At 40.9% G+C, this 14,603-nt stretch carries 12 protein-coding genes and 1 pseudogene; 10 read left to right on the top strand and 3 right to left on the bottom strand.

What is annotated here, in order from left to right:
• Positions 1-174: 174 nt before the first annotated feature.
• Together der and GTQ43_RS23910 are read right to left on the bottom strand one after the other, a co-directional pair.
• Positions 175-1,545, bottom strand: coding sequence for a ribosome biogenesis GTPase Der (der, locus tag GTQ43_RS23915; RefSeq protein WP_265275206.1), 1,371 nt, complete (start codon positions 1,543-1,545; stop codon positions 175-177).
• A 260-nt stretch (positions 1,546-1,805) separates the two neighbouring features.
• Positions 1,806-3,002 (bottom strand): site-2 protease family protein, encoded by a 1,197-nt coding sequence (locus tag GTQ43_RS23910; RefSeq protein WP_265275205.1) that lies wholly within the window; start codon positions 3,000-3,002, stop codon positions 1,806-1,808.
• Between the two features lie 586 nt (positions 3,003-3,588).
• Here GTQ43_RS23910 and GTQ43_RS23905 point away from each other — a divergent pair.
• The gene (locus tag GTQ43_RS23905; RefSeq protein ID WP_265276533.1) at positions 3,589-3,876 is read left to right on the top strand and encodes a DUF2288 domain-containing protein; all 288 of its coding nucleotides are present in this window, start codon (positions 3,589-3,591) and stop codon (positions 3,874-3,876) included.
• A gap of 201 nt (positions 3,877-4,077) precedes the next feature.
• Here the strand turns inward: GTQ43_RS23905 and tnpA are convergent.
• A pseudogene (tnpA, locus tag GTQ43_RS23900) lies at positions 4,078-4,478 on the bottom strand (IS200/IS605 family transposase).
• A gap of 46 nt (positions 4,479-4,524) precedes the next feature.
• Here tnpA and GTQ43_RS23895 point away from each other — a divergent pair.
• The 9 genes from GTQ43_RS23895 to menH all read left to right on the top strand — a co-directional run bounded on the left by GTQ43_RS23895 (position 4,525) and on the right by menH (position 14,592).
• Complete coding sequence (locus GTQ43_RS23895; RefSeq protein WP_265273247.1) at positions 4,525-5,490, top strand: RNA-guided endonuclease InsQ/TnpB family protein; 966 nt, start codon at positions 4,525-4,527, stop codon at positions 5,488-5,490.
• A gap of 42 nt (positions 5,491-5,532) precedes the next feature.
• Entirely contained in the window at positions 5,533-5,940 is a 408-nt protein-coding gene (locus GTQ43_RS23890) for a transposase (protein WP_265275204.1), read from the top strand.
• 187 nt (positions 5,941-6,127) lie between these two features.
• Positions 6,128-8,542 (top strand): endonuclease MutS2, encoded by a 2,415-nt coding sequence (locus GTQ43_RS23885; protein ID WP_265275203.1) that lies wholly within the window; start codon positions 6,128-6,130, stop codon positions 8,540-8,542.
• A gap of 353 nt (positions 8,543-8,895) precedes the next feature.
• The gene (locus tag GTQ43_RS23880; RefSeq protein ID WP_265275201.1) at positions 8,896-9,501 is read left to right on the top strand and encodes a DUF3038 domain-containing protein; all 606 of its coding nucleotides are present in this window, start codon (positions 8,896-8,898) and stop codon (positions 9,499-9,501) included.
• A 246-nt stretch (positions 9,502-9,747) separates the two neighbouring features.
• Positions 9,748-10,629 carry a DUF4335 domain-containing protein gene (locus tag GTQ43_RS41515; RefSeq protein WP_321162513.1) on the top strand — a complete coding sequence of 294 codons (882 nt, stop codon included), beginning with the start codon at positions 9,748-9,750 and terminating at the stop codon, positions 10,627-10,629.
• A 44-nt stretch (positions 10,630-10,673) separates the two neighbouring features.
• The gene (locus GTQ43_RS41510; protein ID WP_321162512.1) at positions 10,674-11,378 is read left to right on the top strand and encodes a hypothetical protein; all 705 of its coding nucleotides are present in this window, start codon (positions 10,674-10,676) and stop codon (positions 11,376-11,378) included.
• Positions 11,379-11,710: 332 nt separating this feature from the next.
• Complete coding sequence (locus GTQ43_RS23870) at positions 11,711-12,103, top strand: metal-sensitive transcriptional regulator (RefSeq protein WP_265275200.1); 393 nt, start codon at positions 11,711-11,713, stop codon at positions 12,101-12,103.
• 233 nt (positions 12,104-12,336) lie between these two features.
• The gene (locus GTQ43_RS23865) at positions 12,337-13,557 is read left to right on the top strand and encodes a CPBP family intramembrane glutamic endopeptidase (protein WP_265275199.1); all 1,221 of its coding nucleotides are present in this window, start codon (positions 12,337-12,339) and stop codon (positions 13,555-13,557) included.
• 216 nt (positions 13,558-13,773) lie between these two features.
• Positions 13,774-14,592 (top strand): 2-succinyl-6-hydroxy-2,4-cyclohexadiene-1-carboxylate synthase, encoded by an 819-nt coding sequence (gene menH, locus GTQ43_RS23860; protein ID WP_265275198.1) that lies wholly within the window; start codon positions 13,774-13,776, stop codon positions 14,590-14,592.
• Positions 14,593-14,603 lie beyond the last annotated feature (11 nt).

Genomic DNA, 14,603 nt, shown 5'->3' with positions numbered 1-14,603 from the left:
TAAGGAGTAAGGAGTTAGGAGTTTTGACTTAAACTCATGACTTTCACCTTGTGCCGCTATCAAACTCTAGTCGATAGGGTTCTGTAGTTAGCAAGCAATTTTGACTTTAACTCATAACTCCTATACAGATGCAATTAATCGTGCCTCTTGTACAGACGCGATGAATCGCGTCTCCTAACTTATTTTGACGCGAGTTGCTCTATTAACGTTACCAATTTCGGCATCACGGACTTTTTTGCTGCGCCAAAGTAAAATAATGGGCGTGCCTTTAAATCCTAGCTGTTGCCGGAATTGGCGTTCAATGTAGCGACGGTAGTTGTCGTTGAACCGCTTGGAATCATTGACGAATAGTGCGATCGTTGGTGGTTGGCTACTTACTTGTGTACCATAATAAATTTTACCCTGACGACCACCACGGGATGCTGGCGGTGAATGCCAACTAACAGCATCTGTTAATACTTCGTTAATAACTGATGTGCTGACACGGCGTTTGTGTGATTCAGCCGCCGTTTTCACCAATTCGAGAATCTTTTCTACTCGTTGTCCTGATAAGGCACTCACAAAAATGGTTTCTGCCCATTCGGTAAAATGTAACCGTGATTGCAGAGTTTTTTCGTAGTCGTAGATTGTGTAAGAGTCTTTTTCGACAGCATCCCACTTATTAACGACGATGATGCAAGCTCGACCTTCTTCGATAATCCGCCCGGCTAATTTTTGGTCTTGCTCGGTGACTCCATCTACAGCATCTATTACTAATAAAACCACGTCGGCGCGACGAATCGCTTTGAAAGCCCGGTTAATACTAAAGAATTCTGTACCGTATTCTATATGTTTCTTTTTGCGAATCCCGGCGGTGTCAATTAAGCGGTAGGTTTGCCCGTCTCGTTCAATGACGGTATCAATCGCATCGCGGGTTGTACCAGAAATTGGGCTGACAATTGCCCTCTCTTCGCCGACAAAAGAATTGAGTAAGCTCGATTTGCCTACATTCGGACGACCCACAATTGCTACTTTAATTTCATTAGTTTCGGGGATGTCTTCAACAGCAGGGATGTGACTAACTAACTCGTCGAGTAACTCTCCTGTGCCACTGCCATGAATCGCGGAGATGGGGTAAGGTTCGCCTAATCCCAATTCCCAAAACTCGGCAGCTTGCATTAAGCCTTGGTCTGGAGATTCACATTTATTTACAGTTAGTAGCACAGGTACGCGTTGTTGGCGCATCCATTCGGCGATTTCTTGGTCTGCCGATGTGGGGCCTGTTTGACCATCGACCACAAAAATCGCGGCACAGGCTTCTGCTAGGGCTGTCATTGCCTGTTGGCGAATTAGTGGTAAAAATTCGGTATCATCATTAAAGACTAAACCACCAGTATCTACGACTAAAAATTCGCGACCATTCCAGAAAGCTGGCATGTAGGTGCGATCGCGTGTCACTCCCGGTTCATCATGGACAATCGCCGTTTGTTCCCCGGCGAGTCGATTAACCAGGGTGGATTTGCCCACATTTGGGCGTCCGATAATTGCAACAATTGGCAGTGCCATAAAACCAGGGTAAGTGAGAGACGTAGTATATCATGTCTCTACATTTTACTCACTTTAAACTGGAAGTTTTAATTTAATTTTTTAATTATCTGAACCGATATCTATAATGGGCTGATTGGTAACGCCATACTTAAAAAAAATAAAAAAGGTAGGAAGTCCTACCTTTTACCCAAAAAAAGCATTTTGTAACCAAATACCAAGTTCAATATCACACAAGCTTTTGACGAATCTATTGCAAAACTATGACGAGGGTATGACACTTAATTTTTAGTTGATTTGGCAATTACTCCCAGTTGCAACCCAGGCGGATAGCTACCTTCTTCTTTGATCCGCTTGATTTCAGCATCCGTTATTGGCAAGTTTAACTTTTGTGCCAACGATCGCACAATATCACCCCGATCAATTACACCAGCGACAGCGCCAGCCGGAGAAAGTACGGTAATTCGAGGTAACTGCTCATTTTCCAGTTTGTTAATTACCTCAGCTATTGTTGTTGCTTCTGCAACAGTTGGTATTTCTGTTAGGGGATGCACAATGCTATGTAAGGTTTGGGTTTCCCATTCACTTCTTTGGGTTACACGAAAATCATCAATGGAAACTAAACCTCGATAACGTCCATCAGAAGCAGCAAAATAAACCTGTGAGGGTGAGGTTTCCAACAAGTATAAATCGGCAAAAGAGCGCAATGTCTGGTCAGCATCGATAACGCGAAAGTCACGAGTCATCGCGTCAGCCGCCACTACCTTGAGTAGGCTTTCTTGCAATGTTGTCACGTTGTCATAAGTACTAGCGTTGCGAACAGCAAACCAACCTAACAGGGCAATCCACAAACCAAGTGCTAACTCCCTTGTCAAGAAATCTACAACAAATCCGAGAGCGATCGCACCATAGCCCAAAATCTGCCCAGCCCTTGCAGCCCAGTGTACGGCTTGAAAACGATTACCTGTTATTTGCCAGAGGGCTGCTTTTAATACTTGTCCTCCATCTAGAGGTAAGCCAGGAATCATGTTAAATAGCGCCACTACCAAATTAATTCTCGCCAAATCTGCGACCATAACACTGAGGGGGCTAGTATCAGGGATGACAAGACCTCCCAGACTGAGCAAGAAAAATAGTCCGATACTCACCACAGGGCCAGCGATCGCTACTTGAAAGGCTTTGAAAGGAGTTTTAGATTCTTCTTCAATAGCAGCAATCCCGCCAAACAGAAACAGAGTAATTGAATTAACTTTAATGCCTTGCGATCGGGCTACCAAGCTGTGACCCAATTCATGTAACAATACCGAACCAAATAGCAGCAGTGCCATAACTATTCCAGCACTCCAAGCGATGATAGTCCCCCATTCCTGGTAAGCTACCCCAAAGTTGAGGGTTGCCAACCCTAAAATTACAAACCATAACGGGTCTAAAAATAGGGGAATTCCAAATAAAGACCCAATTTTCCAATTTGTTTGCATTACATTGTCCTAAAACTAGATATTGCCAGTAGTTTCTATACTGCAATACTGCGTATACAATTATACAGATATTCCTGAGCATCAATTCGGTACTGGCAAATTACGAAATGCTCTTATTTCTAGAATAGACAATTAATGTCTATATTTGGAATTTGGAATTGGGCACTTGTACTGAACGTTGCTGTTGGCGCAACCTTTCGTAGAGAGGTATAGCAGTCCTAAATCATTTGTGAAAATTACATATCTCTTTTTTCTCTCTTCCCTTTGCGTCCTTGGCGTTCTTGGCGGTTCGTTTTCTTATCTATATTTTTCACGACTCATTTAGAGATTGTTAATCAATCAAATTATCTGATTAAGTCTTCTTATATTTTTTAAGCAAAATTTTCAAATTCCGACCTTCTTATTCTCTGAATCTAAAAAGTGGATTTTGAATTTAAATTGTCATTGATAGTCGAAAATATTGAGATCATTCTTGCCATATAATTTACATTATTAGTCAGCGAAATGACTTGATTACTGTTAGATTGGAAGTTGGGAGTAGTAATTAATGTAAAATAGTTTGTTAGGCAATAGAAATTGAGGAATGATGTCGGATTTAAGAGCAGAATTAACAGAAATTTTAGATCAAGCAGAGTGGGAGTGGCTAATTCCTCATGTACAACGAGATGCAGTAATTTTAGTAGCACCTGAGTTGAACTTGCTGGATGTTGGAGTAGCGATCGCCAGTGATGACATTCCATCAGTGCAACAGTGGATTGATGAGCAATTAGTTACCAAACCCACGACAGTACAAGTGGGAGCATGGAATCTTGAACGCAGTAAGCGATTTAATACTCTCATCGTTCAGCCTTACGTTTTGGTGAAAGAAATATAGCGGTTCCCATTCAAATGTGGTGTAACATCATCTCTTAAGCTGTAGGGGCAATTCATGAATTGCCCCTACAGCGTGTCCTTTTGCGTAAGTCCTAAATTATAAGGGAAATGCTGAAAACCCCTGAGAAACAGCAACGTAGTTGCGTATTTCGTACTTCAGGAAGGGGATGAAGGCTGATAGCACCGTTTACGGTGTTTTGATTTAATCTTTTTGGTGTGCTATGTAATCTATTACATTTTTTGTAGAAATATTACCAGCAGTTGAAACAAAATAGCTTGGTGTCCATAGAGTTGGAAGTTTAAGTAATTCTGGAAACTATGAGTCTTAAGTGATGAGAAGCCCGTCCTTTAATTCTGTTCATGATTTGGGAGGGATTGTCTGTTGGTTTCACATTCAAAAATAAGTGAATATGGTCAGGCATGATTTCCATTGCAATAATTTTCCATCTAAATTCAATTGCAAACCTCACAGATGATTTCCTGCAATCTCTCTGCTATTACGTCTACCAATACCTTCTTCCTCCGTTTTGGTATAAAAAAAAAGTGATAGTTAAGAAGTGATATTGCATTGCCTTCATGTCTGTATTCATCTGGAGAAAAAATTCCCATCTTTCTGTAATTGCTGATTGTGTTTTGTATATATTATGTAGTGTATAATCGAGTTAGCCAATCGACAATAGGAGGTGATTACAAACTGCTAACAAATTACGCCTACAAGCTGCGTCCTAACGTTACTCAGTCAAACAAAATGGGTGGATGGCTAGATATGCTTCGCTCTACCTACAACTGGAGTTTGACTGACAGAATAGCTCAATATAATCAGCAATTTATTCAGGGAGACTATTGTGATATCAGAACTAAATCAGAAGCCTGTCCACTGACTTGTTTTGTTAGCAAGAATGGTGCAAGCGGAGAACCTTGGAAGGATGCTAAGAAAGATTTAGATGGCAAGCTGAAAAACCCACGGCGTAGTGCTGGAGATATCCAAATAACGGCTTTACCTCAGCTAAAGAAAGCTAGACCGTGGTTTGGTAAAATTGATTCTACAGTGCTACAACAAAACGTTAAACGTCTTGACACTGCTTACAAAAACTTTTTTGATGGTAGAGGGTTTCCCAAATTTAAAAACCGGAGCAATTTTACATCCTTTACTTACCAGATGGGCGTGAAAGTTCAAGGGAGTAAAATCTACCTTCCTAAGTTAGGATGGATGCGATTCTTCAAATCTCGCTTAATACCAGATGGATTTACTCTCAAGTCCGCGACAATCCGCAAGCGTCAAGATGGTTGGTATGTCTCAATTAGGATTGAAGATAAAAGTATTCCAGATTACGTATTAAAACCAATAGATGAAGTTAAGTCTATCCTTGGTTTCGACTTAGGAATAACCAAGCTTGTTCACTTGTCGGATAGGTATCAAATTAATAATCCTAAATTCTCAACTAACAAGAAAGCTAAACGTACTCTGAAAATTAGACAGAGGCGAGTTAGCAGAAAAGTTAAGGGTAGTAAAAATTGTAAAAAAGCAGCTAGCAAGTTAGGACGTTTTCACAAAAAGATTACAGATAAACGAGTCACTTACCAGTGGGACGTTGCAAACCTCATAGTATCTTGAAAGGTTGATGCTATTGCCTTAGAAGATTTAAATATCTCCGGTATGTTGAGACGTTGCAAAGTTAAAGTTGATGAGAATAGTGGCAGGTTTTTGAAAAATGGGCAATCGAGAAAGAAAGGTTTAAATCGCGCTATCTCTGATGCAGGGTGGGGTGAATTAATTTTAAAGATTGAGTATCTCGCTGCAAAGCAAGGAAAAGTCGTGATTAAAATTAACCCTAAACACTCTAGCCTTGAATGCAGAAATTGTGGGCATATTGATAAGTCTAGCCGTGATGGTGAAAAATTCATCTGCACTGAATGCGGATATCACGAACACGCTGATATTGGTGCTGCAAAAACTGTTAGAGATAGAGGTTTTAAGATAGTACGGGGGGACTCCCCGGAACTTGCTGTTAAACAGCTAAACGCTCAAAAGATATCAGCACGCACTTTTGTGCAAACGTGTTGAGTCTGAGAACCTGTGCAAACAGGATATTAAGATTGTGAGGTCTTAAGAATCTCCTCGCCTTTAGGTAGGAGAGTGTCAATACCACGCACTAACTGCCTGATTTGACTAAAGCAAAATTTTCTCCTTTAAGATTTATCCATCTGGGAACTATAATTGTTACGATAATTTCAGATTAGATGTTGAAACCTTGATCCAATCTGAAACCTTAGAATTATTAGAATGGCATCGCCTCTGCCAGCACCTTGCCACCTTCGCGGCAACTAAGCTGGGGGCGACAGCTGCGCGTCATCTGAAAATACCCGATTCTCAGACCCAAAGCGAACAGTTGTTAGAGCAAACCAAAGAAGTCTACCAATTGGAAAGTCGCCTCACTACGGGACTGTCATTTGAGGGAATTCAAGATATTGGCGATTCCCTAGAACGGGCAGAACGCAACGGAGTTTTGACAGGGGATGAACTGTTAGCGATCGCAACCACCCTTGCGGGTGCTAGAAGTTTGCGCCGCGTTATTGACAATCAGGAAGATTTGCCGATCCTGACTGAGTTAGTTGCCGATTTGCGGACTTATCCAGAACTAGAACAAGAAATTCACCGATGTATTGATGAACGGGCCCAGGTAACTGACCGCGCGAGTCAAAAACTGGGAGAAATTCGCACAGACTTGCGGCGATTACGCAGCCAAATTACGCAAAAGCTGCAAAATATCTTACAAGCAAAATCTGGGGCAGTTCAAGAACAGCTAATTACCCAACGCAGCGATCGCTTTGTCATCCCCGTAAAAGCACCGCAAAAAGATGCCATCCCCGGTATTGTCCACGATACCTCTACCAGCGGTGCGACCCTATATATAGAACCGAATTCGGTAGTGCCTCTAGGCAACCAACTGCGGCAAATCATCCGCAGAGAGCAAGCAGAAGAAGAAGCGATTCGCCGTATTTTGACGGAACTTATAGCCGCAGTCAAACCAGATTTAGAGAGATTATTAGCGATCGCCACCACTTTGGATCTAGCGGTTGCTAGATCGCGATATAGTTACTGGCTAGGGGCGAATCCTCCGCGATTTATTCAACGTCAAGACAAAGAAATCATTACCTTACGGAACTTACGACATCCTCTGTTAGTGTGGCAGCAACAGCACGAACAAGGGCAATCAGTAGTTCCTGTAGATTTACTGATAAATCCGCTAATTCGGGTAGTTACAATTACCGGGCCAAATACTGGCGGTAAAACTGTAACCTTAAAAACTTTAGGGTTAGCAGCATTGATGGCCAAAGTGGGTTTATTTGTCCCCGCCCGCGAACCAGTGGAAATACCTTGGTTTGATAAAGTACTGGCAGATATTGGCGATGAACAATCCTTACAGCAAAGTTTATCCACATTCTCCGGTCACATCCGCCGAATTAGTCGGATTTTAGAAGCATTAGAAAATGGCGAAGCGGAGAATCTAAACCACTCCCCACTCCCCACTCCCTACTCCCTAGTCTTACTCGATGAAGTCGGCGCAGGAACCGATCCAGTTGAGGGTAGCGCCTTAGCGATCGCCTTGTTGCAATATCTCGCCAACCATGCCCAGCTAACCATCGCTACTACTCACTTCGGCGAACTAAAAGCCCTGAAATACGAAGATGAGCGGTTTGAGAATGCCTCCGTAGAATTTGACGAAAGTACTCTCTCGCCAACTTATCGATTGCTGTGGGGCATCCCAGGACGTTCTAACGCCTTAACTATTGCCTTGCGCTTAGGATTAAAACCAGAAGTTGTCCAACAGGCAAAAACTCAGGTGGGAGAGGCCACAGATGAAGTTAATCAGGTGATTGCCGGCTTAGAAGCCCAACGCCGCCGCCAGGAAACCAAAGCAGCCGAAGCCCAAAGTTTGTTGCAGCAAGCAGAACGTTTATACAAAGAAGTATCTGCAAAAGCCGCAAGCTTGGAAGAGAGGGAAAGCAGTTTGCGGGCTTCCCAGGAAATAGCAGTCCAACAAGCGATCGCCCAGGCAAAAGGTGAAATTGCGCAAGTAATTCGCCGCTTACAGAAAGGTACACCCACAGCCCAAGAAGCCCAGCAAGCCACCAATGCTTTGAATCAAATTGGCCAGCTTTATCAGCCAGCAGCGCCAGCAAAACCAAAACCTGGGTTTATGCCCAAAATAGGCGATCGCATCCGCGTTCCCAAACTCGGACAAATAGCGGATGTGATCGCCGCCCCTAATGAAGATGGCGAGTTAAGCGTTCGCTTTGGGCTAATGAAGATGACCGTAAAATTGGAAGACGTAGAATCATTAGATGGTCAAAAACCCGAACCAGTCATCAAAGCCAAACCAGCCCCAGCACCAGTAACTCCACCACCACAAAGTGTCCCCGAAATTCGGACTTCCCAGAATACCATCGATTTGCGCGGTAAGCGGGTAGCTGATGCCGAATACATTTTAGATAAAGCCATCTCAGAAGCTACAGGCCCCATCTGGATTATTCATGGGTACGGTACTGGTAAACTACGCCAAGGAGTTCACGCTTTTTTGCAACAGCATTCCAGAGTGAACAACTACGAACCAGCAGAACAAGCAGATGGCGGTAGTGGTGTTACCGTTGCTCACATCAAATAAAGTTATAGCGATTCTCATTTATGTCAGGTACACCTGTAGGGGCAATTCATGAATTGCCCCTACCTGAAAATCTTTCTTTTTGGCTATTATTTGGGTAAGTCGTAACATAGTTTATTTATACTCTTGTACGGAATTAGTAGTGAAAGTCAGGTAAACCTTAATTAGAATTGATACTTTTCTACTTTGTCTAAAAGAGATTTTCATCTAGAGTAGGACAAAGATACCTGCTGTTTACCACATAGAAAAAATCTAGCTGAAGCCTCTGGTTCATAGCTATGGGAAACCAAGCTTGATGCTTGAGAGTCTGGTTTCAAAATGGGTAACAGCAACATCCCCTATCAGCTTGATCACCTATGCTAAAAGTTATGCACTCGGCCGCCAACTCAGCCACTCCAAATTCCCAGTGGGAGGATTTAATCAAGCTTCCAGCCCCAAACACAGTTCAATGGGACAATATCAAAACCCAATTAGACTTGGTGCTGTTGGCGCTAGAAACCTTAACTGGGATTGGTTCAGAGGCCATGCTTTCGGCGGCAACTGATCTGAATTTAGAGTCAAGAGTGCCAGACCGCGTAGCTTTATGGCGACTGCGCCAATCAAATCCCCTACGTAAAGGTCAAGGAGGGCGAAAAAAGCTAGATGTCGAAGAAGCGCGATCGCTTGTTTTGATTATCTGCTACTTAGCCAAACAGCACCAAGAATTGATTCGCCGCGCTGTCGGACTGTTAGAACAAATGGCAGAAAATAACCGGGAACCTCACCAGACTGCCTTACTTGGAGATTATATTGATGCATTTTGCAACACCTACCAAGAGCGGATGGAAGAGGACGAGAAAATCTCAACGGATTTACTTACCAACCTGGCACTAAAGCTGCTTGTAGATTTACTTTTTTACAGTGCTTCCGGTGGGCATCGCCGCCTCTGGCTAGCACTTATAGACCGTTCGACAAAATTTTAGATTTGAAATTTCTCAATCAAAATTCGCTTATGAAGGTTTGCTAGATCGGGAAACCCTTTTGATGGTTATTAGCCCTTGGGCGATGCACTATCAGCACTACTTCCTCCTGGCACACTATTTTACATAACGGAAGGAAGCTTCCAGAATTGTGAGTGGAGGAATCCACCATTTCAACTTTTCTTTACAAGCAACTGGCTTAACTTTTTGCAAAATCCCAAATAAATAGTCTTCCTCGCAGTTCCTGCCATGCCTCTATCAAATTCTGTAATTCGTCGCTACACACCGCCTACCTGCACGCTAGAAGTATTCGCGCAAAGCTCGCCTCTGTCTCGTTGGATGGGGAAAACTGTCCTCAAGCACCTCAGCTTTGAGCTACGTTTTGACGATCCCCGACTACCAGAAGAACACAGAGTCCCAATTCGGGGCGATCGCGAGCAACTCGAAGTCTTATGTGATGCAGTTACAAACTACGTACAGCAATTCCTCCAACAGTCTCCAGAAAGCTTTCGGGTCAGCTTCCCCAGTACGGAAGAGTCAAATATAGCACTGGTTGAACCGGAATTAAAGTCTTCCACAAAAACATTAAATTCTTTTAGTACCCAGATTCCTGGGGGAAATATCCGCTTAGAACCAGGCAGCTATTTAACTCACAATCTATTTCTCGGTTCTCTCGCCAACCACTCATCTGGCCCTGTAATTCAACTCACTCTGCTGCAATTATTTGATTTGGCAAGTGCTTTAGATGAATACTCAACTGATGTCATGGCACTCCCAAACTTCAACAGCACGAGTTCGACTCTACGGTTCCCGGCTTGGGCTCCTGTTGCCGCAGTATTAGTATTAGGTGTAGGTTTCTTACCAGTTACTTGGCAATATGCTAACAGCATCAGAGAAAAAGAACAGCACGCAGTCAAAACCTCAGATCCAGCAGCAGTAAAGACTGCTTTAGAACCTTCAACTTCACTAAACTTCCCTACACCGGAACCTGGACTAACCACTCCATCGGATAATTTGCTAGGTTCCACTCCTCCACTTCCTACATCCACTTTACCCCCAGCCCCTCTAACAGCCCCCGCCCTAATTCCAGTTTCTCTGCACCGCCACCTCTGTTCCCAAATAATGCACTGACAAAATCTCAGGGTACGACTGCAACCCTTCCCAGCAATAAAGCAATGCCAACGGCGAGCTTCTCTACCAGAGGCTCCGCGAACGCACTATCGAGTAAAATCCCCAGCCAAGAAATTGCCATGTTACCAAATGTGGGACAGAACTCTACAGGGTTAAGTCCCCAAGCTGGTACTCTTCCTCATCGGCGGAATTTGCCACCCCGACTATCTTCTAACACAGGCAGTTTACCAACTAATATCTCACCAGTCACTCCCCCATCTCTTAGCACAATACCTAATAATGACCCTATCCAAACCTCTCCACTAACTTCACAACAGCTAGACGAAAGAATTAATTCCTTACAAGCTGGAGAAAAACCTGCTTCACAACTTTCTTCATCTAGAACTGCTGATAATAATCCATTCATCGATCAATTAGGAGACGGACGTAGAACCCCTAAATCCAGAGAAGTGGCAACTGGTACATTATTTGACACACCTCAAGTAGCAGAAGCAAGAGAATACCTAAGTAAGCGTTGGCAACCACCCGCCGGACTAGCACAAACATTAGAGTATAGTTTGCTTGTCAGTGTTGACGGCACAGTTGAACGAATTCTTCCTCTCAATAAAGCAGCAAGAGAATTCGTTGATAACGCTGGGATGCCTCAACTTGGTAAACCTTTTGTTTCCGCCAATACACGCGGACAAAATGTCAGAATTCGAGTTGTTCTCAGTCCTGACGGGAAGGTACAGACTTTTCCAGATCAATAATTAAGTAAACAAATGTGTTTAACAACAGAGGTAGGAGGAATACTTTCCTCTACCTCTTTGCAATATTTACAGCGATCGCTAAGTATGTCCTTCGTGCAGCGTCTCGTAGAGAATTGCAGTCAACAACGCTAACAATCTGATAGCTAGTAGTCTGTCAAGAAATAATTGACGAATAAATTTTCTGTAGAGACGGCGATTTATCGCGTCTCTCCAACCGTCAAAATGGGTTTGACAGACCACTATTAAGTGTTATTAGTGAAGCATCACCTAGAAATTTTGGGTTGGTTGTGTACTAGGCTAGGATCTTACTACTACAAGTCCTTTGATAACCCATGAATGGATCAAACCCGTTAGGCAAGGAATCCTTGCCAACATCCCACCAAACAGAAGATTTCCACAAGCATGATACAGATACAAATCGTACTCATGAAACTGGAAATTCGACTCATGCTCACATCCATAGCGAAGAGTCTTTACGACGAATTGTCAACCGATTATCGCGTATAGAAGGACATGTTCGTGGGATCAAGGCAATGGTGCAGCAAAGTAGCCCTTGTCCTGATGTTCTCCTGCAAATTGCCGCAGTGCGGGGCGCATTGGATAGGGTAGCACGAATTGTTTTGGATGAACATTTAACCGAATGTATTGGTCGAGCCGCACAAGAAGGTAATATTGACGTGGAAATTAAACAGTTAAAAGCGGCTTTAGATCGATTTTTACCTTAATAATTAGAATTTTGTAAAGATGCAAGATTTGGTGTATTGACTCAGGTGGAGGGTTCTTTATGCCAAAATTAACACAACTGTCTCGCAGTCGTAGCGAATAGCCTGGGCAGTTCCAAATCAATTGCAGAGAGGTAAATATACCGACGAAAGTGTATTAAGGCGGGGAGGTTTTGGCATTGAAAAAGGCGATGTTACAGCAGCAAGCTACGCATGGTTATTAAACTTCATAATGTATGGAAATTAAAAAGAAAGAAAAAGCTATCAATCAAATTTTACTGGGACTTGCTTTAAAATTTTTTCCATTAATTATTCTGGGATTATTTAAGGGATATTTAAATACTTTCTTTCCTAATTTGAGTATATTGATAGCTATTTTAATCGTAGGATTTTTCTTAGTAGGGTATAGATTTTTTATTAAAGGATGTTATCTCTACAGTAAAAGTAAAGGGTATTCGTATCAATGGGGATGGCTAGGGTTATTAAGTTTGCTCGGTTTATCAATCTTATTACTTATTCCTTCCAAGGAAAATATAGCCTCTTTACAAGATGAAATATTGGCAGATGAACCCTGGGATAAAATTAATATTCCAGAGTTATTCCTATCTTGGCTCATTGCCCTACCTGTTTTATTTTGGTCTATATTAGGACTATTTTATTCATTCAATAATTTAAACTTTTTTGATCCAACACAAAAGTCTACTATTATTAATTTATTAAATATACTTGTTTCGACTTGTTGGGGATTTTTTTTATTAAAAAAATCCCAACAAGCAGGACTAAAATTTAATAAAATTATCGGTTATAGAAACTATATTAATTTCAAATTACTGGCAATTTTTTTTGCTATAAAATTTGCTTTTACACGGGGCTGCAACACCTTATTATTATATAATTTGTCATTTGTTTTTCCCAAATATGTAGAAAGCTATCTTAATGACAAACCTTTTACTAATATTTCCGAAATGATCGTGTGGAGTTTTTCAGTTATGCTCTTAGCTCCCATGATAGAAGAGTTCTTTTTCCGAGGAATAATTTTGCAAAAATGGGCAGTTAAATGGGGAGTAAGATCAGGAATTTTAACTTCGTCTTTACTATTCGCAATTTTACATTTTCGATTTGATATTATTTCTTTATTTATCATGGGTATTATATTATCAACTTTATATTTTAAAACCCGATGTTTAATAACATCAATGCTTTTTCATTTTTTCCATAACACTATTTCTACAATTTTAAATGTCATAGATTATTTCAACACATCAGCAATCGAAAGAAGTGCATTTGTTTCGGTAAAAGATTATCAAACTTCAATACAACCTCTGTTAGGTCAACGAGTTTTTTTGCTCGCTATCTCTATTCCCTTTCTTATATACTTTATTTATAAAAATTTCCCTAAAAATGATGCAATTATTCCTTATTATGCTAACGGTGCTAAAACTGACGAGACAAATTAACTTTGTTTTTTATTCTCAAAATTACCGAATATTCTGCTTTACTCTAAGTAGGTAGGCATAATTAAACATAAAATAATATCCTAGTTCGTAGTGAGCGATTCATCGCTCAAAATAAGGATTATCAGAACTAAAGTCCCGACTACGAACTTTAATTTATTTGCGCCTACTTACTCATAAAAAATATATCAGCTTTTATTTTATAGACGTACCATAAAAATGACTTTAAAACAATATAAAATTAACTATTGTTTAAATATAAATGGTAACAAGCCTATAATTATTTTTTTACACGGCTTCATGGGAAATATTCATGAATTTGATGAAGCCATAAAATTACTAGCTGAAGATTTTTCTTATCTCACTCTTGACTTGCCAGGACATGGTAAAACTGAAGTTTTAGGAGGTGATGAATATTATAGAATGGAACCTACTGCTCAAGCAATAATCAATTTATTAGATGAATTAAAAATAGATAAATGCTACTTAATTGGTTATTCAATGGGCGGAAGATTAGCTTTATACCTAACTCTACATTTCCCAGAACATTTTATTAAAGTTGTATTAGAATCAGCTTCCCCAGGTTTAGCAACAGAAGCAGAACGATTAGAACGAGTTAGACGTGATACTCAAATAGCTAAAAAATTAAGCAGAAGTATTATTAAAACAGATTTTGCTGCTTTTCTGGCAAATTGGTATAATCAACCAATTTTTGGTTATATAAAAAATCATCCAGAATATAACCGAATGATAGAAAGTAGGTTGCAGAATAATCCACAACAATTAGATAAATCATTGCGTTTCATGGGGAATGGATGTCAACCTTCTTTGTGGGATAAGCTACAAGGTAATAAAATATCTATCCTATTACTTGCGGGTGAATATGATGAAAAATTTATATCTATTAATAAACAAATAGCTGAATTATGTGAATTTGCACAGTTAAAAATAATTAGTAATGCTGGACATAATATTCACTTTGAAAATACTTTAGCCTTTGTAGAAAATATAAAAGATTTTTTATATTCAGCAAGTTAAAAATTAGGATA

It is taken from the genome of Nostoc sp. KVJ3, assembly GCF_026127265.1.
Taxonomy (GTDB): Bacteria; Cyanobacteriota; Cyanobacteriia; order Cyanobacteriales; family Nostocaceae; genus Nostoc.
The sequence above is the reverse complement of the archived record's forward strand: the minus strand, read 5'-3'. Positions and strand labels throughout refer to the sequence as shown.

Coding starts and splice junctions, on each gene's coding strand:
- GTQ43_RS23880 (WP_265275201.1), top strand. CDS start 8,896: ATGCTAAAAGTTATGCACTCGGCCGCCAACTCAGCCACTCCAAATTCC.
- der (WP_265275206.1), bottom strand. CDS start 1,545: ATGGCACTGCCAATTGTTGCAATTATCGGACGCCCAAATGTGGGCAAA.
- GTQ43_RS23865 (WP_265275199.1), top strand. CDS start 12,337: ATGGAAATTAAAAAGAAAGAAAAAGCTATCAATCAAATTTTACTGGGA.
- GTQ43_RS23890 (WP_265275204.1), top strand. CDS start 5,533: ATGTTGAGACGTTGCAAAGTTAAAGTTGATGAGAATAGTGGCAGGTTT.
- GTQ43_RS41515 (WP_321162513.1), top strand. CDS start 9,748: ATGCCTCTATCAAATTCTGTAATTCGTCGCTACACACCGCCTACCTGC.
- GTQ43_RS23905 (WP_265276533.1), top strand. CDS start 3,589: ATGTCGGATTTAAGAGCAGAATTAACAGAAATTTTAGATCAAGCAGAG.
- GTQ43_RS23870 (WP_265275200.1), top strand. CDS start 11,711: ATGAATGGATCAAACCCGTTAGGCAAGGAATCCTTGCCAACATCCCAC.
- GTQ43_RS23910 (WP_265275205.1), bottom strand. CDS start 3,002: ATGCAAACAAATTGGAAAATTGGGTCTTTATTTGGAATTCCCCTATTT.
- menH (WP_265275198.1), top strand. CDS start 13,774: ATGACTTTAAAACAATATAAAATTAACTATTGTTTAAATATAAATGGT.
- GTQ43_RS41510 (WP_321162512.1), top strand. CDS start 10,674: ATGCCAACGGCGAGCTTCTCTACCAGAGGCTCCGCGAACGCACTATCG.